The 23,746-nt window shown below is 72.3% G+C and carries 16 protein-coding genes; 13 read left to right on the forward strand and 3 right to left on the reverse strand.

Going from position 1 to position 23,746, the window contains the following annotated elements; translation table 11 throughout:
- The first annotated feature begins 108 nt into the window (after window positions 1-108).
- Window positions 109-3,927: a hypothetical protein gene (locus tag WME75_RS08255; RefSeq protein WP_437488165.1), complete on the forward strand. Its 3,819-nt coding sequence runs from the start codon at window positions 109-111 to the stop codon at window positions 3,925-3,927.
- A gap of 161 nt (window positions 3,928-4,088) precedes the next feature.
- Window positions 4,089-5,051, forward strand: coding sequence for a serine/threonine-protein kinase (locus tag WME75_RS08260; RefSeq protein WP_437488168.1), 963 nt, complete (start codon window positions 4,089-4,091; stop codon window positions 5,049-5,051).
- Window positions 5,052-5,096: 45 nt separating this feature from the next.
- Here the strand turns inward: WME75_RS08260 and WME75_RS08265 are convergent, their stop codons facing one another.
- A complete protein-coding gene (locus WME75_RS08265) occupies window positions 5,097-5,366 on the reverse strand; it encodes a hypothetical protein (protein ID WP_437488169.1) in 270 nt (89 codons plus the stop codon).
- A 271-nt stretch (window positions 5,367-5,637) separates the two neighbouring features.
- Here WME75_RS08265 and WME75_RS08270 point away from each other — a divergent pair, with 271 nt between their 5' ends.
- Window positions 5,638-6,696 (forward strand): hypothetical protein, encoded by a 1,059-nt coding sequence (locus tag WME75_RS08270; RefSeq protein WP_437488172.1) that lies wholly within the window; start codon window positions 5,638-5,640, stop codon window positions 6,694-6,696.
- A gap of 161 nt (window positions 6,697-6,857) precedes the next feature.
- On the forward strand, window positions 6,858-7,694 hold the full coding sequence (locus WME75_RS08275; RefSeq protein WP_437488173.1) for a hypothetical protein: 837 nt from the start codon (window positions 6,858-6,860) through the stop codon (window positions 7,692-7,694).
- A 51-nt stretch (window positions 7,695-7,745) separates the two neighbouring features.
- Here the strand turns inward: WME75_RS08275 and WME75_RS08280 are convergent, their stop codons facing one another.
- Entirely contained in the window at window positions 7,746-8,852 is a 1,107-nt protein-coding gene (locus tag WME75_RS08280) for a VWA domain-containing protein (protein ID WP_437488175.1), read from the reverse strand.
- 340 nt (window positions 8,853-9,192) lie between these two features.
- On the opposite strand from WME75_RS08280, the gene WME75_RS08285 reads away from it, so the two are divergent.
- From WME75_RS08285 to WME75_RS08320, 8 genes are all read left to right on the forward strand, one after another.
- Window positions 9,193-9,684, forward strand: a complete 492-nt coding sequence (locus WME75_RS08285; RefSeq protein ID WP_437488177.1) for a response regulator — start codon at window positions 9,193-9,195, stop codon at window positions 9,682-9,684.
- Window positions 9,684-11,945, forward strand: coding sequence for a chemotaxis protein CheA (locus tag WME75_RS08290; RefSeq protein WP_437488180.1), 2,262 nt, complete (start codon window positions 9,684-9,686; stop codon window positions 11,943-11,945). Before WME75_RS08285 ends, WME75_RS08290 begins: the two co-directional genes overlap by 1 nt.
- On the forward strand, window positions 11,938-12,474 hold the full coding sequence (locus tag WME75_RS08295; RefSeq protein WP_437488183.1) for a chemotaxis protein CheW: 537 nt from the start codon (window positions 11,938-11,940) through the stop codon (window positions 12,472-12,474). Before WME75_RS08290 ends, WME75_RS08295 begins: the two co-directional genes overlap by 8 nt.
- A 56-nt stretch (window positions 12,475-12,530) precedes the next feature.
- Window positions 12,531-13,022 (forward strand): chemotaxis protein CheW, encoded by a 492-nt coding sequence (locus tag WME75_RS08300; RefSeq protein WP_437488185.1) that lies wholly within the window; start codon window positions 12,531-12,533, stop codon window positions 13,020-13,022.
- Window positions 13,019-15,094, forward strand: coding sequence for a HEAT repeat domain-containing protein (locus tag WME75_RS08305; protein ID WP_437488188.1), 2,076 nt, complete (start codon window positions 13,019-13,021; stop codon window positions 15,092-15,094). Before WME75_RS08300 ends, WME75_RS08305 begins: the two co-directional genes overlap by 4 nt.
- Window positions 15,095-15,123: 29 nt before the next feature.
- Window positions 15,124-16,002: a CheR family methyltransferase gene (locus tag WME75_RS08310; protein ID WP_437488190.1), complete on the forward strand. Its 879-nt coding sequence runs from the start codon at window positions 15,124-15,126 to the stop codon at window positions 16,000-16,002.
- Window positions 16,003-16,095: 93 nt separating this feature from the next.
- Window positions 16,096-17,178 (forward strand): chemotaxis-specific protein-glutamate methyltransferase CheB, encoded by a 1,083-nt coding sequence (gene cheB, locus WME75_RS08315; RefSeq protein WP_437488193.1) that lies wholly within the window; start codon window positions 16,096-16,098, stop codon window positions 17,176-17,178.
- Between the two features lie 178 nt (window positions 17,179-17,356).
- Window positions 17,357-20,167: a transglycosylase SLT domain-containing protein gene (locus WME75_RS08320; protein WP_437488196.1), complete on the forward strand. Its 2,811-nt coding sequence runs from the start codon at window positions 17,357-17,359 to the stop codon at window positions 20,165-20,167.
- A gap of 84 nt (window positions 20,168-20,251) precedes the next feature.
- Here the strand turns inward: WME75_RS08320 and WME75_RS08325 are convergent, their stop codons facing one another.
- Complete coding sequence (locus tag WME75_RS08325) at window positions 20,252-20,593, reverse strand: cupin domain-containing protein (protein WP_437494770.1); 342 nt, start codon at window positions 20,591-20,593, stop codon at window positions 20,252-20,254.
- A gap of 376 nt (window positions 20,594-20,969) precedes the next feature.
- On the opposite strand from WME75_RS08325, the gene WME75_RS08330 reads away from it, so the two are divergent.
- On the forward strand, window positions 20,970-23,501 hold the full coding sequence (locus WME75_RS08330) for a protein kinase domain-containing protein (protein ID WP_437488199.1): 2,532 nt from the start codon (window positions 20,970-20,972) through the stop codon (window positions 23,499-23,501).
- The last annotated feature ends 245 nt before the right edge of the window (window positions 23,502-23,746 follow it).

Genomic DNA, 23,746 nt, shown 5'->3' on the forward strand with positions numbered 1-23,746 from the left:
TCCGACGTCCGCCTGGCTCGCCTGATCGTCCGGCGTCCGCTGTCGCTATCCTCCCGAAGGCGGGCCCCTTCGTTGACCCGTGAGGCGCCGCCAGCCCATAGTCCCCGTGTGGCGCGGGACCCGCTCGGCTGGACGGACCTCGAGGTCGACCCTCTGGAGGCGCTCGAACCGGACGACTTCGAGCAGTTCTGCTTCGATCTGATCCGGTTCGAGGCCTACGATCGCCACGACGATCCTGCCCTCGACGGCCCAGCGAAACGGAGCGTTGCGGACGGGGGACGCGACATCCTGCTCACCGTCAAGAGGTCGCCTCGCCTCTCCAAGGCCGACTACCAGAAAGCGTACCACCTGGGTCCGCTCACGGAGGACCGTCAGGCCCGAACGGCGTACAGCTGCAAGAGCGGGGACAACTGGCTCAACCTGGCGTTGCGGGACGTGCAGGAGCGGAAGGGCCTCGGCCGGGTCGTCGAGGTGCTGCTGGAGGGCGGCTACTTCAAGCTGCTCATCAACACCATCGGCAACCTCGACAGCCAGGTGATGCGGGGCGGTGTCCAACGAACGCCGCACGAGCACCTCGCCGCCGCGCTCTGGGAGCGCATGAGACAGGAGCGGCCGGACGCGGAGGACCCCAGCGCGCGCATCGAGATCCTGGACGCCCACGCGCTCACCGACTTCTTGCGCGCGCGCCAGCCCGAGGGCGGGAGCGTCGCCAGGTGGGCCGACCGGTTCAGCGTCGTCCCGCTGCTCCACGGCCTCGACGCATGGCGCGCTCACCACCAGGAAGACAGGAGCGAGCCGGAGTTCACCGACGATGCGGAGCGAGAGGTGCTGCGCGACGCGTTGCTCAGGTTCATCCGGCACGCCCCGTCCACGCCCCGCGAGCTGGCGGCGTGGCTCGTCGGCCCTCCGGGCGTCGGCAAGACGCGCCTGGTCCTCGAGGCGCTCGCGAGCGACCCGGCCATCGAGCAGCGCGTGCGGGTCGCCCGGAGCCCTGAGGAGGCGCTCGATGCGCTGGGCCCAGGACGGCTCTTGGTTCGCCACCCGACGGTCGTCCTGATCGTGGACGACTGTCCGCCGATCCAGGTGGATCCGCTCGCCGCGCGCTTCGTCGCCGCCACGAGGACGCACACGTCGGCGCGCCTCCTGATCGTGACGCCGGCGCCCGAGCAGGTGCTGGCGAAGGCGAGGCTCTCCCCGCGCTGGTACCTCCAGCCGCTCGACCCGACCGCCACCCGGACGCTCGCAGCCCACGTGCTCGGGGTGTCGGCCGACACGCAGGGGGTCCACGACATCGCCCGGCTGAGCGAGGGCTATCCGTGGTTCGTCGACCTGCTCGCGCGCGAGTCTCGTGTCGAAGATCGCCCGCCCCGGGACCTGCGCGAGGCGGCGCAGTGGGCGCTCGCGGCGTCCTGGGAGGCAAGCCCGGGCCCGGAGTTGGAGGCGCTCCGCCTCCGCCGTGCGCGCTGCCTGCTCGCCGCATCCATCACGCGACGGATCGACTGGGGTGAGCTCTCGCCGGCGCAGCGGGAGGACGTGTCCCGCGCCGTGGGTCTCGAGCGCGGGCAGGACCTGTTCGATGTCGCGGATCAGTGCGTGAGGCGCGGGATCCTCCGGCGCAACCAGGGCTGGAAGTACAAGTACGTGACGCCGCTCGTGCTCGAGCGGGAGGTGATCGCGTGGCTCCTCGAACCGGACGGCGGGCACGACCCGGGAGGCCGGACGCTGGTCCAGTACGGCCAGCTCTACCTGGACGACTTCTTCGAGACCCTGTTGCGGCTCGGGCTCCCCCGCGAGCTCCTGGTGGGCATGGCTCGGGTCGGCGTCAAGGACCTCGAGCGGGCGCCGGCGGACTGGGGGGGGCTCAGATCGCTCGGCCTGCTCGGGCCGCGCCTCCTGTTCATCGCACGGCATGCGCCCGACGCGACCGCGCGCGAGCTCCGGCGGCGGATCGAGGCGTCGAGCATCGACGAACTGCGCGCGCGCGTCGACGAGCGCCGCGGGATCATGTTCGCCCTGGAGGAACTCGCGGCCTGCGCGGACGCCTTCGAGGACGCGGAGGCCGCGCTGCTCCGCCTCGCCCAGGCCGAGAACGAGTCGTACGCGAACAACGCCACGGCGACATGGGCGAGCCTGTTCCTCGTCGAGCTCAACGCGACGCACCGAACGCTCGCCCAGCGGTTAGCCCTCCTGGAACATCGCCTGAGCGATACCGATCCCTCCGTGCGCGCGCTCGCCCTCGAAGGCATCAAGGCGGTCCTGGCGACGAGGGCGTTCCGCATCGCGCACGAGGCGATCGACGGTGCCTGGCCAGCGCCTACGCGCGAAGAGGCCCGCCTGGCCCGCGCCCGGGCCTGGACGCTCCTCGCCGGGCGCTTCGCCGATCCCGATCCCGCCGTCGCGACGGTGGCCAAGCGGGCGGCCGCCGATGAGCTGCGCAGCGCAGTCCGGTCCGGGCTGGGCGACCATGCCATGGCGACGGTCGCTGCCCATCTGGCCGATTTCACGGAGGCCGAGCGCGTCCAGCTCCGCGGTGCCCTCGAGGATATGCGCACCTACGACGCGGGCTGGCTCGCGCCCGACGGCGAGTACGCCGGCCGGCTCGAGGCGCTGCTAGCGCCCTCCTCGTTCAAGCAGCGCCTTCGCCAGCGGGTCGGGGCCTGGGGACCGGCCGCGCTTCGCAAGAACGACGACGCGCTCGACGATGCGCTCGCGCGCGAGGGGCTCGCGGGCGATGCCCCAGTGCTGGACGAGCTCGATTGGCTCGTGTCTGACGAGGCCGTGCGCGCGCATGTGTTCGCTCACGCGCTGGGCCGCTGCGATGAGCACGGCCTGGTGCTCGCGAGGCTCCGCGAGCGGGCGAGGGCCTGGCGCAAGGCGTGGAAGGGGCGGATCGTCTTCGCGCGCTACCTGGGCGGCTGGGCGTGGGCGGGCCGAGATGCGGCAGCTGACGCGGTCCTGCGCGACCTGAAGCTGGACGCGGATGAGGCGTCCGTCCTGGCGCTGGCTGTCGTCGAGTTGGGCGCAACGGACGAGCGCCTCGCCTGGATTCAGTCGGCGGTGCAGGGCGGCCTCCTCGACAACGCCTGCGTCCTGGAGCTAGGCCGCCGTGGCCACTGGCTGCGCCAGGTGAGCGAGGCGGCCTTTGCGTCCTTCGCGGGGGCGCTCCTCGATGGCGCGTCGATCGAGCACGCGGCGGCGGCGCTGGAGCTTGTCGTCGATCGCATCGAGGACAGGCCCGAGCGCGCGGCGCCTTTGCGAGAGCTCGTGCTCCGGGCGCTCGAACGCCTGGCGCCCCACCGCGTGCACGGCATGACAGGCCACTTCTGGGAGCTGGGGGCGCGGTTCCTCGTCGATCAGGGGGAGGCGGCGCGCGTCGCCGAGCTCGCGCTCGTCGCGCTATCGCAGCCTCATGGCGCCAAGGAACACGCGTGGGAGGCGTTGCACGTGGCCGTCGCGCGCGACGCGCCAGCGGCGTGGCGGGCCGTCGCGGCGGCCCTGGGCCGCCGCGACCCCGCGGCGGGGCACCTGCTGCTGGCGTTCATGTTTCATCATCGCTCCTCGTTCGCCTGGCCGACCGAGGATGTCCTCGGGTGGGTAGGGCAGGACGCGCGCCGGGGCCGCCACGCGGCCGCAATCGTGCATCCCCGCGCGTCCGAGCTCGATCCCATCTGGCGCGCCCTGGTGCAGCGGTTCGGGCCGCGGAGCTCGGTCGCGGATGAGATCATCGCCCGTGTCCACAGCACCGACGGGGCGGTCGCGAGCCTGGCCGAGCACGACGCCGAGCAGCTCGAACGCGCGCGCGCGTGGCTCGCCGACCCCGACCCGCTCGTCCGCGCCTTTGCCGAGCGACTCATCGAATCGCTGACGCAGAGCCATGAGCAGCACGCGGCGGACGAAGAGGACGAGCGCCGCCGCTGGGGCACGTAGGGAGGGGCAGAGACGTCGCGCGAGCCTCGGTGGCGCCGGCACCGCTGACACCGGCGTCCGGCGCGGAGCTCCCGCTCTCCCGAGGTCATCGCCCGAGCCTCCGGCGGAGCGGCCTTTCCTGAGCGTTCCTCGTGGACGGAATGGTACCATCCACCTGCTCAATGGACGACGAGGAGCTTGCGGCGCAGCGCATCGGCACCCGGATCGGCACCTGGACGGTGGAGCGCGTGCTCGGGGGCGGCGGGATGGCGAGCGTCTTCCTCGGCCGGCGCGCTGACGGCTGCGTCGCGGCGGTGAAGGTCCTGCACCCGTCCCTGAGCCAGATCGAGGAGCTCCGGAAGCGCTTCCTGCGCGAGGGCCCGATCGGCAGCGCCCTGGCCGCTGTCGGCCCGCTCTGCGAGGGGCTGCCGCTCGTGCTGGAGGCGGGCATCGCGGACGACGGCGCTGCTTACCTCGCGATGGAGGCGCTCGAGGGCGAGACGGTCTTCGACCGCATGGCCCGGGTGGGGAGGCTCCCGGTGGGCGAGGTGCTGACGCTGGCGGAGCGGGGCCTCGACGTGCTGGTCGTGGCGCACGCGCACGGCGTGGTTCACCGGGACATCAAGCCTGAAAATCTGCACATCGGGAACGATGGGCGGGTGAAGGTGCTCGATTTCGGGATCGCGCGCGTGCTCGATCCGCTTCCTTTCGGGATGGGGGAGCTGCCGGAGAAGACGGCCACGAAGACGGGGGTGGCGCTCGGCACGAGCGAGTACATGGCGCCCGAGCAGGCGACGGGGAGGGTCCGCGAGATCGACGGCCGGACCGACGTCTTCGGCCTGGGCGCCACGATGTTTCGCCTGCTTTCGGGCCGCGCGGTTCACGGTGACGTCGCCGACGCGCGCCTGCTCATCGCCGCGGCGACGGAGCGGGCGCCGTCGCTCGCGCTGTGTGCGCCGGACGTGCCCTCCGAGGTGTGCGACGTCGTGGATCGTGCCCTCGCGTTCCACAAGGTCGAGCGCTATCCCGACGCGGCGACGATGCGTGCCGACGTCCGCGCGGTGCGGGCGGGCCGCCTGCCGCCGTACGTGGTGGCCGTCGAGGAAGGCCGGATCGCGCCGGGGGCCCCGCTCCCTCGCCGCTGAGGGCGCCCACCGCGCGGCGGGCGCCCTGTCCGGCTGCGGCGCGCGTCAGCGGCGACGGGCGCAGCGGAGCCGGCCGTTGTCGTTCTCGATGTCTCCTCCGCACCGCCGGAAGTCGACCATGCGTGTCCTGAGGTAGTTCCCCCTTCGGTCCCTGCACATCGCGGACAGCGTGCCTCGCTCCGTCCGGACGTTCCTGCACGTCCTGAGATAGGAGCCCTCCGGCGGCCGTCGTTGAGCTTGCGCAACATCGCTGATGGACAGCAGGGTAGACAACGAGAGCGCGCCGAGGATCAGCGCGACGAGCGTATTCTTCATGATTCCCCCCTTGGCGCATCGCCTGGCAAGGCGATGCTCGCGTGATCTCATGGGGCAGACACCTGGAAGCCGCAATCCCGCTGTAACGGCGAGCGGTCGAGGCATGAAAATGGAGAATTGAATCACAGAGGCACAGAGGCACAGAGGAGAGAGGGGAAAGGAGAGAGTAGGGGGGCAGATCTCTCGTTCTTTATATTCTGTGTCCTCTGTGCCTCTCTGTGGTTCAATTCCGAGCTCGCCCGCCTCGATGAGGCTGTGTTATTCCGGAGGCATGCGCGTCTCTTTGACCATCGCGGTCTCGGTCATGTCGGCTGTCGCCCTGAGCAGCGCGGGTTGCGCCGGCGATGGCGTTCCGGCGGCGGGCAGCCCGCCCGGCGCAGGCGGCCTCGGTGGCAGCGGCGGTTCCGGCGGCGGCGGCGGCCTCGGCGGCGGTGGCCTTGGCGGCGGCGGCGGCGAGGCCTCGTCCGGGTCGAGCAGCGCCGAGGTGTCCAGCGCGACCGGCGTCGGGGGAGGGGAGGCGGGCCAGCTCGACAGGTTCGGGATCGCGATGCTGCGACCCACGCTGCCCTCCGGCAAGGCGTGGTTCTCGGCCTGGGACAGCGGGGCTGCGCGCACGTTTTCTGGGATCGACCCGGAAGACGCGTGGTTCGACGCCGACCACGGCGACGCCTCGTATGACACCGACGGCCAGGGCATCCTCAAGATCAGCGGCGACGTTCCGCGGATGTACGTGCACGACCCCGCGCTCGAGGACCCGTGGCGCGACGTCGAGGTGACGATGTATTTCCTGCGCGCCGCCGACGACGGGACGCCCTACGGAGGCCTCGTCGCCATGACGCGCACCAACCACGGCACGATCGGCGACGAGGACGACAACAAGTGCGACACGCGCGGGATCGCTGCGCGCATGCGCTATGACGGCAAGATCGATTTCGAGAAGGAGACGAATCACCCCGCCTCGGTGGCCATCCTCAGCAGGACGTACTGGGAGGGCGGCATGCCGGAGCAGGTCTGGATCGGGTACAAGCAGCTCGTCTACGACCTGCCGAACGGCGATGTGAAGCAGGAGCTCTGGATCGATGAGACCGACGGCGCGGACGGCGGCGCCTGGGTGAAGATCCACGAGCACGTCGACCAGGGGACCGATTTCGGCGTGGGGGGCGTGCCCTGCCAGCCGGGCATCGATCCCGCGATGAGGCTCACCGGGGAGCCGACCCGCCCGGGATCGGAGACGGGCAAGCCCAACATCACCGTCTACTTCCGGAGCGACGGGGTAGGCCCCGATGGGCTCCTGTACAAGAAGGGCAGCGTGCGAGAGATCGTGCCCTGACCTGCCCCCGCGCGCCTGCGGGCGCCCCCGCCCGCGAGGTCAGCGACAAAATCGTGCGCGACGCCGGGACGGCGTGATCGCGTGCCCCGGTGAGCCTTTACGCAGGGCGCGACTTCGCCGATCCTTGTGCAATGAACCTACGTCTTGTTTCAGCTTCAGCCTTGGCTTTTGCTGTCGCGCTTCATGCCTCCGGGTGCTCGGACGCTGGCACCGATCCCGGCGGCGCCGGCTCCGGCGCCGGTACCGGTACCGGGGGCGCGGGCGGCGAGGACGAGGACGGTCCCGGGGAGATCGCCGGCGTCGGCGGCGGGGGAACCGAGCTCTCGACCGCGGTGAGCGTGATCATCACGGCCGACAACGCATACGGCTTTGGCTACGGGAGCGGCGACGAGCTCCTGAGCTATTTCGGCGGGATCGAGAACAACCTCGCCCAGGCGATCTTCTCCTGTCCTATCGGCAATGGGCCCGAGTCGTACACCGTGCCGGCGGCGTCCGCGAACGCTGGACACTACCTCTACATCATCACGTACGCCGACAAGAGCACGACGCAGGGCGTGATCGGCCAGTTCTTCCGTGAGGGGGCCGCGCCCGTCTTCACCGGCGACGGCGCGTGGGAGGTCTGCGCGACCGGCGAGGACTACGACCTCGGCTCGCTCGGGCCGACGCTGGAGACCGTCAACCAGCATATCGCGCGCTGCAACGGCGGCGATCTCGACCCCCAGACGACCAGCGCCGGCTGGGTGACGACCGAGCCGTCCGCGAACGGCCATGTCGTGTTCGGAGAAACCAACGACACGGAGCGCTCGATCCCGGAGCCCGGCAACGAGTTCTCTGTCGTCTGCGACATCGACAAGGAGGCTCGGTGGATGTGGTACGAGTGGGAGCCGGACCGGAGCACCGGCAGCCCGTTCCTGTGGCCCAGCGGCAGCGGCAACGTCACGAAAGACTTCCTGATCTTCCGCCTCGGCGCCGAGTTCGTCCCCGAGGTGCCGCGCTAGCCGCAGAAGGAACCGCGCCGCGGCCGTCGAGAGAGGCCGCGGCGCCCTTCGTCACTTCGCCTCGACCTTCACGCCGGCGCTGGCCTTGAAGTTCGCCTTCGCTCCCCCGCCTCCGTTCCCTTCCTCCACCGGCGTGGTCGCCTTCAGATCGAACGACGGCGGCGTGTTGGGATCGCACTCCGGCGGCGGCCCGAAGCCGTCGGCGTTGAACTTCCACGCGAGCGACCCCGAGGCCGACGGATCCTTCTGGATCGCCTTGATCTCCACCTCGTGCTCCCCCGCGCGCGCCGGGGTGCAGTACGACAGCAGGTAGAAGCGCTTCATGTGCGCCTCGATCTTCGCCGCGATCTTCTCGAACGACTCCTTGACCTTGGCCTGGTCCGCCGCGAGCTCGGTCCCGTCGCGCCCGATCTCGTCGAGCCTCGCCTTCTCGATCTCGGCGCCGACGCCGACGACGAAGATCTGGTAGTTCTCGTAGTCTTCCTTGTTGAGCTCCTTCAGCATGTCGTCGCGGCTCACGCGGTTCGCGCGATCGGTGCCGTCCGAGAAGACGACGAGCGTGCCGAACTTGAGCGGCCGCCGATCCTTGTCGAGCTGCTTCTTGAGCTCCCGGACGCCCTCGACCACGCCGCCGTGGAGGTTCGTCGACGTGTCCTTGGGCTTGTAGCTCCGGAGCCCCTCAAGCCCGCCCTGGACGGAGCCCTGCGCCTCGGTGAACGGGACGACCGAGTGGATCTTTACCTCGCCGTCGAACGCGTAGACGCCGACCTTCTGGCTCTTGCCCACCCGATCGCTGAACGACTGCGCGGCGTCGACGAGCGCGTCCGCCTGACCCGACTCGGTGATGCTGCCGCTCATGTCGACGAGCAGCATCGTGTACATGACCGCCGCGACCTCGGGGTTCTGGATGGTCTGCTTGCTCTCGAACTTCGAGACGAGGTCGCCGTCCTCGTAGATCTCGAAGTCCTCGGCCGTGAGGCCGCCCACCGGCTCGTCCTCGCCGGCATCGACGCTGAAGAACACCCAGACGTTGTTCGGCTTCTTCTGGGCGGAGTTGATCCGGTTGACCCGCAGCCCGCCGCCGCAGGCCACGCTCGAGAGAGCGAACACGGCGGCGAGCAGGATCCGGAACGCTGGTGAACAAAGGAGAATTTTCACGGCGCGATTAGCGCGCATCGGACGCTGCGCTGTCAATTCACTGCTGCAGGCGGCCCGCCCGACAGCCGGCGCACCAGCCGGGCGCGGCCGCGCCCGCAGGCGAGCTGGCCCTTCCCGGGGAGGCCGCCGCGCGGACGTCGCGCCGGTCCGCGCCGGGGGGCGCTCGCGGCGGTTTACACCGGGAAGGAGACCGCCGTACATAGGCAGGCCGGCGCGCCGCGCGGCAGGAGCCGGAGCGCGCGCCGCCGTCGGGCCGTCAGCGAGTTGCTCTCCCCCGGCGGATTTCCGTTACCCTATCGCGGACATGGCACGCATCCTGATCGTCGAGGACTCGCCGGCAATGCGAGCGTATGTACGCTCGACGCTCGAGGACTGCGTGCTGGGCCTCGAGGGCGACGTCGACGTCGTCGAGGCGATGAACGGCTTCGACGCGCTCCGCCTCCTGCCGCGCGGCGCGTTCGACCTCGTCATCACCGACATCAACATGCCCGACATCAACGGGCTCGAGCTCATCCGCTTCGTCCGGCAGAGCGAGCGCTACCGGCGCGTCGGCATCCTCATCATCTCGACGCAGGCGACCGAGCGCGACGTCCAGCGCGGGCTCAGCCTCGGGGCCGATCTCTTCCTCCCGAAGCCGTTCACGCCCGAGGCCCTCCGCGACGCGGTGATCGCCTGCCTGGATGGGCGGGCCCAGCGCGCCGACACCGAGGCCCCGCTGCCGGCCGACCGCGGAGACGGCGCCGAGGAGCGCGGATCCCCGCTGGCCGCGCGCGCCCCGGGGCCGGTGACCCGCACCAAGCAGCCCGGCTCCGACGAGGGAGGCGGCGGCTGATGGTCGACAGCGGCGATCGGGCGCGCGAAGAGTTCTTCTCGGAAGCGCAGGAGATCGTCGAGGGGCTCGGGCGCGATCTCCTCGCGCTCGACGAGGCGGTGCGGACCAACAAGGTCGACCCCGACGTCATCAACGACGTCTTCCGCGCCGTGCACACCCTGAAGGGGCTCGCCGGGCTCTTCGGCGCCACCCGGATGGCCACCCTGTCGCACGAGCTCGAGGAGCTGCTCGACAACCTGCGCCTCGGCCGCATCGAGATCAGCGCGTCCGTCCTCGATCTCCTGTTCCGCAGCGTCGAGCTCTACGGGCGCATCCTCCAGAACGAGAAGGACGGGCGCGACGCGCCCATGCCCGAGGTCGACGACCTCCTCCGCCTGCTCCACCAGGACGCCGGCCCGAGCGCGGCCGGCCTCCCGGACGACAACTACGACCTCGATCCGGGGCTGCTCTCCGTGCTCACCGAGTACGAGGAGCACCGGCTGCGCACGAACATCGCGAGCGGGATGACCCTGTTCCGGCTCCGCGTGCAGTTTCACCTCGCCACGATCGACCAGGCCCTCGACGACCTGAAGATCACCGCGAAGCCGTACGGCGAGATCATCACCTACCTGCCGACCGGCGCGGGCGCGGACCAGGACTCGATCGAGCTCGACATCCTGATGGCCTCGCGCGCGCCGCTCGAGGAGCTCCAGCGCGCCCTGCACCAGGCCGGCGCCGCGGTCGAGGAGATCCCGCGGCGCAACGACAACGGGCACGGCCGGGTCGCCCCGCCGGGGATGCCGTCGATGTCGGCGGGGCTCCGGGGCGGCGTGCCGACGGGCGTGTCGCGCGCGGTCGACCTGACCGGCTCGATGGCGGCGAGCCCGCCGTCGAGCGCGCGCAACCGCAAGGGGGAGCTCAGCTCCATCCGCTCGGTCGCCCAGACGGTGCGGGTCGACATCCACAAGCTCGATCGGCTGATGAACATCGTCGGCGAGCTCGCCCTCGTCCGATCGGCGCTCGGCCGCCTCGTCGAGCGCCTCCGGTCGGCGCCGACCGAGCGCGAGCTCTCCCTCGACCTCCACCGGCTCCAGCGCACGTTCGACCGGCACCTCGCCCAGATGCAGGCGGGCATCCTCGAGGTCCGGATGGTCCCGCTCGGGCAGGTCTTCGACAAGCTCGCCCGCGTCGTGCGCCAGATCAGCCGCGACGCCGACAAGCTCGTGAACCTCGTCATCACGGGCGCCGAGACCGAGGTCGACAAGCTCATCGTCGAGGAGCTCAGCGACCCGCTCATGCACATGATGCGCAACGCCATCGACCACGGCATCGAGTCGAAGAGCGTGCGCGAGGCGGTGGGCAAGCCGGCGGTCGGCACGATCGCGCTGAACGCCTTCCAGAAGGGCAACCACGTCGTCATCGAGATCGAGGACGACGGCAAGGGCATCGACGTCGACAGGCTGCTCGACGCCGCCCTGCGCCGCGGGGTCATGACCCCGGAGGACGCGCGGACCACGAGCTACCGCGAGGTCCTGAACCTCATCTTCCAGCCCGGCATCTCGACGAAGACCGACGTGAGCGAGATCTCGGGGCGCGGCGTCGGGATGGACGTCGTGAAGACGAACATCAGCAAGCTCGGCGGCGTCATCGACGTGCACAGCGAGCCCGGCATCGGCACCAAGATGACCGTGACGCTGCCGATCACGCTGGCGATCATCAGCGCGCTCATCGTCCGCGTCGCCGATCGGCTGTTCGCGATCCCGCTCACGAACGTGCAGGAGGCGGTCGCGCTCGACGAGGCCACGGTGCGCCAGATCGACGGCCGCGAGATGATCACGCTGCGCAACAGCACGCTCCAGCTCTGCTACCTGGCGCGGCTGTTCGGCCTGAACGAGGAGGAGGAGCTCAGCGCGCGCATCGCCGGCCTGCTCGGCGGGGCGCGCGGCGGCTCGGCGGCCCGCGCCGCCCTGTCCGGCGGGCGCCGCGGTGACGGCGGCCGCGGGACGCTCGGGCTCCAGGGGGGGAACAAGCGCAAGTACATCGTCGTGGCGTCGGTCGGCGCGCGCAGGCTGGGGCTCGTCGTGAGCACGCTCATCGGCCAGCAGGACGTCGTGATCAAGGCGCTCGGCCCGTCGCTCGCCTCGGTGCGCGGCTTCTCCGGGGCCACGGAGCTCGGCGACCAGCGCATCGCGCTCGTCATCGACGCCCCGGCGCTCATCGAGGAGATCCTCCACGGCGGCGGCGACCGGCAGCGCAATGACCCGCGGAGCACCCATGGCTAACCTCTCCCGAAGGACCGCCCGGATCCCCGTCTCGAAGCGGAACTCGCGCGCGCAGGCGAGCGGGCCGCGGACCGAGTACCTCGCGTTCTCGCTCGCGGGCGACACCTACGCCGCGCCCGTCTCGCTCGTGCGCGAGATCCTGAAGCCGCCCCCGCTCACGCCGGTGCCGCGCGCGCCGGACTCGACGATGGGCATCGTCAGCGTGCGCGGGCAGCTCGTGACCGTCATCGATCTGCGGCGGCGGATGCGGCTGCACGAGGGGGCGCCGCAGCGGCGGGCGCGCATCCTGCTCGTCGACGCGGCCAACGGCGAGACGCTCGGCCTGTTCGTCGACGAGGTCCAGCAGGTCTACCGGCTCGCCGACGCCGAGATCGAGCACGCCGCGACGGCGCTCGGGGGGGACGTCGCGGGCCACATCGCCGGCATCGCCCGGCCCATGCACGGGGCGAGCGCGTCGGATGGCACCCAGGGCGAGGCGCAGCCGCGCGTCATCATCCTGCTCGACCTGCAGGCCATACTCGCGTCCTAACGGACGAATCGTCCGCGCCCGGGCGGCTCGTAGAGCCCGGACGCTCGGAGGCTCAGATGCCGTTGACTGGAGAGCGCAGCCGTCCCGACCCGCAGAAGAGCCTCGTCGGCTTTGTGGTCGGCGACGTGCACTACGCGATCGACATCACGCGGGTGCGCGAGATCGTGAATCCGCTCGAGGTGACCATGCTGCCGCACACGCCCCCCGAGGTCTCCGGCGTCGCGAACCACCGCGGCGAGGTGGTGCCGGTGATCGAGCTCCGCGTGCGCTTCGGGTTGCCTCCGGTCGAGCCCAGCCGCAGCACCAAGTGGATCCTTGTCGACGTCGGGACGCACACGGTGGGGCTCGTCGTCGACGCCGTGACGGAGGTCTTCGGGACGAGCGGCGACTACCGGCCGACGCCGCCGGTGGGCGGCAGCGGCGATCTGCGCGGCATCGTGGGGGTGACGACCCACGACGAGCGGATGATCTTCGTGCTCGACGTCGGGCGCTTCATCGAGCTCGCGCTCGCGCTCGCCGCGTCGGGCGCCCTCCTGGAGGCCCCGTGAGCCGCGCCTTCGACGATCTCGGCCCGTACGGGGGTCCGCGCGTGAGCGACGCGGGCCCCTGGCCGACCGAGCCCGAGTCCGTCGCGCCCAGCGTGCGGAGCACGCCGATGCCGATCGCGGCCATCGCCGCGGCGCTCGCCGCGGACGACGCCGAGGAGCGCCGCCAGGCGGCCGCGCGGCTCGGCAGGGCGGACGTCACGGAGGCCCTGCCGCTCCTGCTGCGCGCGCTCGGCGATCCCGACTGGCGCGTCCGGAAGGAGGCGACCTACGCGTGCCACCGGCTGATCCAGGCGGCGCCGCCGCCGGGCGGCGCCGAGGGAGAGCGGCCGTCCGCCGCGCAGCTCCTCGTCGGGGCGGTGCTCGGCGCGCTGCGGGAGAGCGACGACGTCGGCCTCAGGAACGCGGCCATCGAGGTGCTCGGCTACTGCGGCGGCGACGCCACGCCGGCGCTCGTCGCGGCGCTCGGCGAGCTCACGGGGGACGAGCGCAAGCTCGTCGTCGACGCGCTCGGCCGCACGCGCGACCCGGCGGCGCTCGACGCGCTCTACGCGGCGCTCGCGGAGAAGGACGACAACCTGCGCCAGAGCGCGATCGAGGCGATCGCCGGGATGGGGCTCATCGCGCGCGAGCGGGTGACGGACATCCTGTACGAGCGGCTCGGCGATCGGGATCGCTTCGTGCGGCTGACCGCGCTGAACGGGCTGAACGGGCTCGAGGCGCCGGTGCCGTGGCGGGTGCTGTCGCTGCTCATCGACGACCCGATCCTCCGCTCGGCGGCGCTGGTCGCCGCGGCGCTCGCGGAGAGCCCGGAGGCGCCGCGGGCGCTCTCCGCGGCGCTCGCGACGGCGCGGGGCGGCGCGTTCGCGCAGCTCGTCCGGGCGCTCGCGCGGCTCGTCGAGGGGCCGCTCGCGTCGCACGTGGTCGACGCGCTGCGCGCGGCTCCGCAGGAGGTGGGCGCCCGCCTCGTGCAGGCCGCCTCCGCCGCGCCGGGCTCCGGCGGCGCGGAGCCCCCGTCGTGGCGCGGCGTCGGCGTGGATCCGGTGAGCGGGCGCGCGCAGGCGCTCCTGCTCGCGGCGATGGCGCGCGCGCCCGGCGCGGCCGACGCCGCGGTGCAGGCCATGATCGAGCCCGCGCTCGTCGAGACGGCGCAGCGCGCGCTCGGGCAGCTCGGCGGGGAGGCGCTGCCCGCGGTGCTCGCCTACCTCGATCGGCACATCGATCCCGATCCGGATCTCTGGGAGGGCCTCGACGACGCGACGGCCGCGCTCATCGACGGCGCCGTGGCGATCGCGGAGCAGCGCGGGCGCGAGGGCGCGCTGGCGCATCCGCCGCCGCCCGCCGCCGATCCGACGCTCGACGAGCTGCTCGGCGCGGTGCGGAGGTCGGTCAAGAGCCCCTCGACGCTCGTGGCGACCAGCGCGCTCTATGGCCTCGCGAAGATCGGCACCGCGGACGACTTCTCGCGGGTCGTGTCGCAGACGCGCGCGATCTCGCTGCCGGTCGCGCGCGCCGCGGAGTGCGCGCTCGCGGGGCTGTCGGAGCGGTACCCCGAGCCGGCGCGCGCGCTGGCGCGGCCGCTGATGCAGGCGGAGGAGACCCACCTCGCGGCGGCGATCGTGATCGAGGCGCTCGGCACGGCGGATCCTGAGGAGATCGCGTTCCTCACGAGCGCCGCGTCGGTGGGGGACGTGCGCGCGCGCCGCGCGGCCGTGACCGCGATCGCGGCGGCGGCGGGGGTCTCGGCGCTCGAGGTGCTGAGCCTCTCGCTGGCGGACGAGGAGCGGGAGGTCCGGCTCGCGGCGGCGCGGGCGCTTGGCCGCCTGTACGCCTCGCTCGCGGATCGGGCGGGCGACGAGCGGACGCGCGCCCGCGAGCTGCTCGGGCTTGTGCGCGCGTCGGGGGAGCCGGAGCTCGTCTCGGCGGCGGCGCAGGGGGGCGCCCCGTTCCGCTCGGATCCGCCATGGGGCGAGGCGGGGGATCGGATGGGCGCGCCGGCTTCGATGGAGGGTGGCGAGGGCTCGACGTCCCCCTCGGGGATGTCCGGCGGCCCGCCTTCGGGGAAGGTGCTGTGAACCGGCGGCGGGACGACGAAATCCGCCTCTTGCCTGACGAGTTCCAGAGGCTGCGCGACCTGTTCAACAAGCACTGCGGGCTCCAGTTCGGTCCCGAGGCGCGCACGTCGATGGAGCGCCGGCTCCGCGAGCGGGTCGTGGTGCTCGGGCTCTCGTCGTTCGCGCAGTACCACGAGTACCTGCGCACCCACAGCCGCGCGCGCGCCGAGCTCGACGAGGCGATAGAGCTCATCACGGTCAACGAGACGTATTTCTTCCGCGAGGACTACCAGCTGCGCGCCCTCATGACCGAGATCGTGCCGATGATCGTCAAGGCGGGGGGCGCCAAGGGCCGTCTGTCCATCTGGAGCGCGGGCTGTTCGACGGGCGAGGAGGTCTATTCGATCGCGATCACGGCGCGGGAGTCGGGCGCCGCGGATCGCGGCGAGGTCCGGATCTTCGGCAGCGACATCTCGCGCCGCTGCGTGGTCGCCGCGCGCAAGGGGATCTACGGCGCCTCGTCGTTCCGCGTGGCGCCGCCCGAGCTGAAGCGGCGCTACTTCACGGAGCGGCCGGACGGGTTCCACGTGGCGGACGAGCTGCGCTCGCTCTGCCAGTTCGGCCATCTGAACCTGCTCGACTCGTCGCGCGCGGCGGTGGTCGGGCGGGTGGACGTCATCTTCTGCCGCAACGTCCTCATCTATCTGGACGAGGAGTCGCGGCGCCGGGTGATCGACATCTTCTACGAGCGCCTCTCGCCCGGCGGGTTCCTCCTGCTGGGCCACTCCGAGTCGCTCCTGAACGTCACGACCGCGTTCGAGATCGTGCACCTGCGGGAGGATCTCGTGTACCGGAAGCCGGCGGCCACGCTGCGTCTGGGGCTCGCGGAGACCTTCCCGGAGCGGGGGGGCGGGGAGGAGGGCGGATGAGGCGCCTACGAAGTCGAGGCTGTGCGGGCGACGGATGGTCCCATGGCGCTCCGGGTGGGGTAGAATGAACCTCCGGCGGAAGGTTTTGCGCTCATGACATTCGCTCCCCTGCGCGTGCTCGTCGTCGACGACTCCGCGTACAACCGGCGCAACATCGCCGAGATCTTGAGCGGAAGCGACGAGATCGAGGTCGTGGGCAAGGCCGGAGACGGCGACGACGCGCTCCGTCAGGCCGCCCAGCTGAGGCCGGATGCGATCACGCTCGACCTCGAGATGCCGCGCATGGATGGCTTCACCTTCCTCCGCATCCTGATGGCGAGGCAGCCCACGCCGGTGATCATCGTCTCGAGCTACAGCCACAAGGAGAACGTCTTCAAGGCGCTCGAGCTCGGCGCCGTGGACTTCGTGGCGAAGCCGGACCGGCAGTTCACGGCGGACGCGCAGATCCGCAGGGAGATCATCCAGAAGGTCCTGCTTGTGCGCTACCTCCGGCCCCGGTCTCCGCTGCCGGCGGCCGTGGCTCCGGCCCGGGCGTCGCAGCCTGCGTTGCAGCGTCCGGTGCAGGAGGCGTCGCGGCTCGGGGTCTCGCTGCGCCACCTCGTGGCGGTCGGCTCGTCGACCGGCGGTCCCACGGCGCTCCTGGAGATCTTCAACCGCATCCCGGATCGCTTCCCCGGCGCGATCTTCATCGCGCAGCACATGCCGGACAAGTTCACCCGCACGTTCGCGGAGCGGCTCGATCGCAAGGGCGGGCTCCGCGTGGTGGAGGCGCAGAACGGCGAGCAGGTGCTGAGCCGCAAGGCCTACGTATGTCCCGGGAGGATGTGCATGGAGATCGCGGTGACGCCTGGCAGCGGGGTCGGGTTGAGCGGCGACATCCGGATCCGGGTGGGGGCGCCGGCGCCCGGCGATCGGTATGTGCCGAGCGCGGATCGGCTGTTCCGGAGCGTGGCGCAGGTGGGCGGCAGCCGCGCGGTGGGCATCATCCTGACGGGGATGGGGGATGATGGGGTGAACGGTGCGCGGGCGATCCGCGCGGCCGGGGGCACGGTGGTGGCCGAGAGCGAGGACTCGGCGGTGGTCTACGGCATGCCGGGGGCCGCGGTGCGCGCGGGGGTCGTGAACGAGAGCCTTCCGTTCACGGCGGTCGGCGACTTCATCGCGCTGCTCTCCTAGAGCGACCGGCGCGGGGGACGCCCGCCGGCGCTGTGTGTGCTCCAGCCCCCCGACCTCTGGACGTTTGCGGCCGTTTCGCCTGCCTGCCAAAGTTGACCCCTCGGGCGCATCGTGAGACAGGTCGGTCCCTGACATGCGGATCCTACGCGCCGCACGCAGGCTTGTTTGTCTTGGCTGGATGGCCGCCCTCTCGGGCGTCGCTCTCGACGGCCTCGCCGCGCCTCCGGAGGCTGCGGCCGAGCCGGCGAAGGTCGAGGCGAAGAAGGACGGGGCGGCCGACGGCAAGGCGGACCGGCCGGAGGCGAAGAAGGCCGGCGAGGCCAGGGCGGAGAAGCCGGCGCCGGCCAGGCCTGCCGCGTCGAGCGGGAAGGACGGCGCGAAGCGCGTGGCCGCCAAGACGCCGGCGAAGCCGGCGGCGCGATCGAAGGCGCCGAAGAAGGGCGCGACAAAGATCCCGCGCAAGGCGGGGCAGCCCGGCGTGCCGGACGCGGCCGCGCGGCGGGTCATCGCGGGCACCGCGACGCCGGCTGGGGCGAGCGTCGCCGAGTCGCCCGAGCTCCGCACGATGCGCGACATCGACCTGGCCCTGTTTCCCGGCGCGACCCCGAGCGCCGGGCCCGCGTGGCCGGTCGACGGCACGCTCCTGCTCGGCGTGGGTGAGCCGCGCATCGAGGCCTCCGGCCTGCCGCCCTCGGGGCTGCCCGTCGCGCCGGCGATGGCCGAGGAGACCCGCGACATCTCCTGGCTGCGGCAGCTCGATCTGCCCGAGATCCCGGTGCGCTGGGACGGCCGGGTCGTGCGCTACCTCGAGTACTACAAGGACGACCCGCGCGGCCGCTCCGCCGTGGTCACGTGGATCAAGAGGAGCGGCCGCTACGGCGCCGCCATCCGCCGCGTCCTTCGCGAGCAGGGGCTCCCGGAGGACCTGCTCTGGCTCTCGCTCGTCGAGAGCGGCTTCGACCCGACCATCCACTCGCCGGCGGGCGCCGCCGGCCTCTGGCAGTTCATGCCCGAGGGAGCGCGCATCTACGGCCTCACGGTCGACCGATGGGTCGACGAGCGGCTGGATCCAGAGCGCTCCACCCTGGCGGCGGCGCGGTACCTCTCGGATCTGCGGCGGCGCTTCGGCGGCTGGGAGCTCGCGTTCGCGGCGTACAACATGGGGTACGGCGGGCTGCTCGCGTCGATCCGGAAGTACAACACGAACGACTTCTGGGAGCTGTCGCGGCTCGAGGCGGGGATGCCGCTCGAGACGGCGCTCTACGTGCCGAAGATCCTCGCGATCGCGATCGTGGCGCGGAACCTGAAGGTGTTCGGCTGCGACGACGTCGAGCTCGATCCGGCGGTGACGTTCGACAAGATCTCGCTCGGCTCCGGGATCTCGCTGCAGTCGGTGGCGGCCGCGGCGGGGGCGGGGGCGCCGGAGATCGAGGCGCTGAACCCGCAGCTCGTGGCGAAGCGCACGCCGCCCTTGCCGGTGGACGCGAAGGAGCAGGCGCGGTGGGAGGTCCGGGTGCCTGCGGGCGCGGGGGCGCGCGCGGCGAAGTCGATGCCGAAGCTCCTGGAGCGCGAGCCGAAGCTCGAGCGCTACCTGGTCCGCTGGGGCGAGTCGCTCGACGACGTCGCGACGTTCCGGGGGACGACGCGGTGGACGCTGCAGACGCTGAACGGCCTGCGGCCCGGCGAGCCGGTGCGCCCGGGGGCGCTGCTGTTCGTCCCGGCGGCGGAGGGCGTGGGCGTGGCGGCCGCGGAGCACCTGCTCGCGAACGGCGCGCCGCTCTCCTCGGAGGCGAAGCCGGTCGTGGTGGTCCCGGCGCAGCGCTTCTCTTACGAGGGTCGCCGGCGGGTGTTCTACCGCGTGGTCGCGGGCGATGCGCTCCGGGATCTCGCGGCGGTGATGTCGGTGACGCCCGACGAGATCTGCCGCTGGAACACGCTGGCGCCCGGGGCGTCGCTGCACGAGGGGATGACGCTCCAGCTGTTCGTCCCGAGGTCGCACCGCTACGACGGGGTGTTCCTGCTCGACGAGGCCGGCGCGCGCGCCCTGGAGGTCGGCTCGGAGGATTTCTTCGCCCACTTCGAGGCGCTGAAGGGGCGAAAGCGCATCGAGATCGCGGTGCGGGAGGGGGATACGTTCAGCGAGCTCGCGAGCCGCTACGGCCTGAGCGTCGGCAGCCTGGAGCGGATCAACCAGCGCTCGCGGCGGAGCCCGCTGATGCCCGGGGATCGGCTCGTTGTGTACGTGCCGGCCTCGCGGCCGGACGAGCCGGCGCCGGTCGAGCCGCGCGAGGACGAGGTCCGCGTGGCGTCGACCCAGGCGGCGGGCGTGGTGGACGACGGCGACAAGGCGGCCGCAGCCGAGCCGGTGAAGCCGGCGGTGCGGACGGCGCCCGCGGCGCCCGCCGAGGCCGCGCGCGCGAGCGCCGGGAAGGACGAGGGGGCCGTCGCCAAGGACGAGAGCGGCACGCCGGGAGGCGCTGCGGCCGCGGGCGAGACGAAGCCGGCGCGGGCCGAGAAGGCCGAGGCGGGCGAGACGAAGCCGGCGCGGGCCGAGAAGGCCGAGGCGAGCGAGACGAAGCCGGCGCGGGCCGAGAAGGCCGAGGCGAGCGAGACGAAGCCGGCGCGGGCCGAGAAGGCCGAGGCGAGCGAGACGAAGCCGGCGCGGGCCGACGGAGCGAAGGCCGAGGCAGGCGAGACGAAGCCGGCGCGGGCCGAGAAGGCCGAGGCAGGCGAGACGAAGCCGGCGCGGGCCGACGGAGCGAAGGCCGAGGCGGGCGCGGGCGACACGCCTGGTGGCGCCGACGCGGCGGGCGCGGGCGATCAGGCCGGAGCGACGCCGGAAGAGAAGAAGACCGCCGAGGGCGAAAAGAAGCCGCCGCCGAGCGGCGCAGACGAGAAGAAACCGGCGGGGCGCGCCAAGGGAGCGCAGGACGCCAAGGGAGCGCAGGCCAGAGAGAAGCCCGCGGCCGGCGCCGGCACCGCGCTGTGAGTCGAGTGGCCCTGCGGCCCTGGTGAGCTCCTCCCGGAAGGCAAGACAGCCGGCGTCGCGGTCAGGCGTTGCCTGAAAGCCTCTTCAGGTCTCGTCGCGTCCGTGGACGCTGGCTGGCGGGCTCGTCGCCTCCACCGCGGTGAACGGTTCGATGATCTTGTAAAAATGCGATGCGCCTTTAGGCACCGTCCAGGAGTCGCCCGGCTCCAGGCGCACCATCTGCCCCTCGATGTGCAGCTCGGCTCGCCCCTCGATGACGAACCCCACCGTCTCGTAATCGCGCACGGTGGGCTGTTTGGCGTCGCCCGGCGGCTCTTGCTCCCAGAGTCGCATCGAGACCTGGATTCCGGAAGCCAGGTATTTTTGCCCCATCTGGCCTCTCGGGGAGCGGCCGGAGGAGACCTTCATGATGGTTGTGTCGCCCATGTGCGCCTCGCTTTCCTCGAGTCGTTCGCCGGGTGTGGCAGCCATCGAGGGCGGCGATCGTGGATCCGAGCCCGGCACGAGCGAATCAGGCTTCGCCCGCATTCCTGGTCCGTCTTTTGTCGTCCGTTCTCCGTTGCAGAGAACGTATCGCGCCGGGGAGAAGTGCTGTAGGATGGCTCGCGCAGGAGGCGCGTCCCGTGGACCTGGGGATCGGATGTTACGTCGTGCGGGAGCAGGCGCATGAGGGATCGGGCGACGCGAGCGCTGGACGGTGGGGGTGCCGGAGGCATGGCTCGGCTCACCTCGCGTCGCTGGCCGCGTCCGTCCGGGCGTGCTCCGTGAGGGTGGGGCGCGCTGTGCTGCCGGAAAGCCGCTGATGTCATCGCCGACGAGTTCGACATGGCTCGCGTCCGGCGTGCTGATCGACAGGAAGTACCGGCTCGTGCGCCAGATCGGCGAGGGGGCCATGGGGGTCGTCTGGTCGGCGGTGAACGTGGCGACCGCCCGCGAGGTGGCGCTGAAGCTGATCCACCGCCCCGAGACCGAGTTCCGGCTGCGGTTGCAGCGCGAGGCGCGCAACTGCGGGGCGCTGCGGCACCGGAACGTCATCGACGTGTACGACATGGGCGAGACCGAGGCCGGGGAGCCGTTCCTGGTGATGCAGCTGCTCACGGGGGAGACCGTGGCCGAGCTGCTCATGCGGCGGCGCCGGCTCGACCCACCGGTCGCGGCGTCGATCGGGCGCGACGTGGCCCGGGGCCTCGCGGCGGCGCACGCGATGCACATCATCCACCGCGATCTGAAGCCGGCGAACATCTTCCTGCACCGCGAGCCGGACATGGACGAGCCGGTGGTGAAGGTGCTCGATTTCGGCGTCGCGAAGAACCTCTCGGTCAACGACGGCCTGCACACGGTGCTGGGCGGCGCGGTGGGGTCGCCGCTCTACATGAGCCCGGAGCAGGTGAGGGCCGAACCGAACGTCGATCACCACGCCGACCTCTGGGCGCTCGGCGTTGTGCTGTTCGAGATGCTGACCGGCATGCGGCCGTTCCAGGGGGACGCGCAGGCGGTGTTCATGGGGATCCTGACGGGCGAGATCCCCACCGTGTCCAAGTACCTGCGGCGGGTGGACCAGGGGCTCGTCGACCTGATCGCCAGCTGCATGCGGCGGGACCGCGCGGACCGGATCGGCTCGGCGGCGGAGGTCGCGGCGCAGCTCGATCGGTACGCGGCGCGGGGCGTCGGCTCGGGCATGAACGCGGCGTGGCGGCAGACGTCGCCGGAGGGGCAGGGGCTGCTTCCGGGCGAGGGCGTGGACGGCAGCTGGCAGGGGGCGCAGGCCGGAGCGGCGCAACCCGGGTCAGGGTCGCAACCCGGGTCGGGGTCGCAACCCGGGTCGGGGTCGCAACCCGGGTCAGGGGCGCAACCCGGGTCGGTGGCGCAATCCGGGTCGGTGGCGCAACCCGGGTCGGTGGCGCAACCCGGGTCGGTGGCGCAACCCGGGTCGGCCGGCGTCGACGCGGGAGCGCTGCCGCTGGCGTTGCTCGGTGGGGGGCGGCGGGCTCCGATCCTGTTGCAGGAGCCGCCGGGGGCGGGCGGGTTGCTGTCGCAGCGGTCGGGGCAGGTGGCTGCGGGGCAGCCGGCCGGCCCGAGCCAGGTGGCGTATGCGGGGCAGGCGGCGGTTGCGCCGCCTCGACGCGCGGGGAGCTCAGGGCAGCACATCGCCGCGGCGTCGGCGGGTCCCGCTCTGTGGGAAGAGGATGTGGCGACCCTGCCGATCACGCGGGGGAGCGCGGAGGCGGCCGGGGCTGGCAAGCCGCGCGCGGGATCGGGGCAGTACCCGGCGGGACACCCGGCGGCTGCGCTGTTGACGCCGTTGCCTTCGCCGGCCGGAGCGTCAAGGCAGTCCCACGCGAGCTGGGCGCAGCCGGTGCAGACTGCGCCGGCGCAGGCCGCGCCGGGGGCGCTCCCGGAGCGCGGGGCCTGGGGAATGACGGTGCGCATGGCCTCGCCGGCGATGCCGGAGGGAAACGCAGGGCCGGGCGGCATCGGTCTTGCGAGCGCGCCGGCCCACGGCAGCGTCGGCGCATCATCGAGCCGGATCCCGGCGTCGACGGTGATGCTCGCGCCGGAGGCGGGCGCGAGCGGCTCGGACTCCACGCCGTCGGACTCCAGGCCGGGCGCAACCACGGGCACGGGCGTGCCGCAGCAGGCGGGGAGCTCGTCGACGACCCCGCTCGTCTCGAACCACCCGTCGGTCCACCAGACCGGGGCATACAGGGCCCAGGGTGCTCAGGAGACCGCGCCGCAGGGCGACGATCTGAAGCGCAAGCGGACAGCCGCGACGCTGGCGATCACGGCAGCCGCGCTGTCGCTGATCCTCGTGGGGATGCTCATCGCGTTGCGGTCGCACGAGACGGCGCCCGCCGCACCCGCGCCGTCCGGGAGCACGATGCTGCCCGGGATCACCCCGGGGAGGGACGAGGGGAAGCCCGAGGGCGGCGGCGCTCGGCCGCAGGACGACCGGCTCCCGGAGCAGCCCGCGGGAGCGCCGTCGGGCTCCGCGGTGAATGCCCCGTCCGAGCCGCCGGCGGCGCAGAGCGCCGCTCCGGTGAGCAGCACCGGGACGGCCGCGAGCGGCAGCGCCGGCACAGCGACGGGCGGCAGCGCGGGCAGCGCGGGCAGCGCGACGGGCGCCGGTACAGCGACGGGCGGCAGCGCGGGCAGCGCGACGGGCGCCGGCACAGCGGCGGGCGGCACGCCGGCGACGGCGAGCAGCGCGAAGCCGCGCACGGTACCGAGCTCGTCCCCGCCGGCGACAGCGCAGACCGCCAGACCCCTCTCGAATCCGTGCGCTGGTCTCAAGTTCATGGAGAAGCAAAAGTGCATGGCGAAGTTGAGAAAGTAGGCTTGATGCTCCGGGGTCTGGCGCCGCTTCTCCCGCTCTGACACCGCGGTCGCTCGCACCGGTGCTCGCAAGAAGCGATGCGCCGGTGACGCTCCGGTGCGCTGAGCGCAGGCGCGCGCTCGAGCGCGCCGGATCCGACCTCGTGCTCCTGCGCCCCGCCACCCGGGCACGCGCCTTTACTTGACGGTACGCTATCTCACCTGCGACAATCGCTCTCCGAGCGCGTTCGACCTGTCTCTGCGTCC

This window comes from Sorangium sp. So ce1014, assembly GCF_051521505.1.
In the GTDB taxonomy this organism is placed as follows: domain Bacteria; phylum Myxococcota_A; class Polyangia; order Polyangiales; family Polyangiaceae; genus Sorangium.

Bases quoted from the DNA above. Each gene is read 5' to 3' on its own strand.
- WME75_RS08260 (WP_437488168.1), top strand. From the start codon at position 4,089: ATGGACGACGAGGAGCTTGCGGCGCAGCGCATCGGCACCCGGATCGGC.
- WME75_RS08265 (WP_437488169.1), bottom strand. From the start codon at position 5,366: ATGAAGAATACGCTCGTCGCGCTGATCCTCGGCGCGCTCTCGTTGTCT.
- WME75_RS08270 (WP_437488172.1), top strand. From the start codon at position 5,638: ATGCGCGTCTCTTTGACCATCGCGGTCTCGGTCATGTCGGCTGTCGCC.
- WME75_RS08285 (WP_437488177.1), top strand. From the start codon at position 9,193: ATGCGAGCGTATGTACGCTCGACGCTCGAGGACTGCGTGCTGGGCCTC.
- WME75_RS08290 (WP_437488180.1), top strand. From the start codon at position 9,684: ATGGTCGACAGCGGCGATCGGGCGCGCGAAGAGTTCTTCTCGGAAGCG.
- WME75_RS08295 (WP_437488183.1), top strand. From the start codon at position 11,938: ATGGCTAACCTCTCCCGAAGGACCGCCCGGATCCCCGTCTCGAAGCGG.
- WME75_RS08300 (WP_437488185.1), top strand. From the start codon at position 12,531: ATGCCGTTGACTGGAGAGCGCAGCCGTCCCGACCCGCAGAAGAGCCTC.
- cheB (WP_437488193.1), top strand. From the start codon at position 16,096: ATGACATTCGCTCCCCTGCGCGTGCTCGTCGTCGACGACTCCGCGTAC.
- WME75_RS08320 (WP_437488196.1), top strand. From the start codon at position 17,357: ATGGCCGCCCTCTCGGGCGTCGCTCTCGACGGCCTCGCCGCGCCTCCG.
- WME75_RS08325 (WP_437494770.1), bottom strand. From the start codon at position 20,593: ATGGGCGACACAACCATCATGAAGGTCTCCTCCGGCCGCTCCCCGAGA.
- WME75_RS08330 (WP_437488199.1), top strand. From the start codon at position 20,970: ATGTCATCGCCGACGAGTTCGACATGGCTCGCGTCCGGCGTGCTGATC.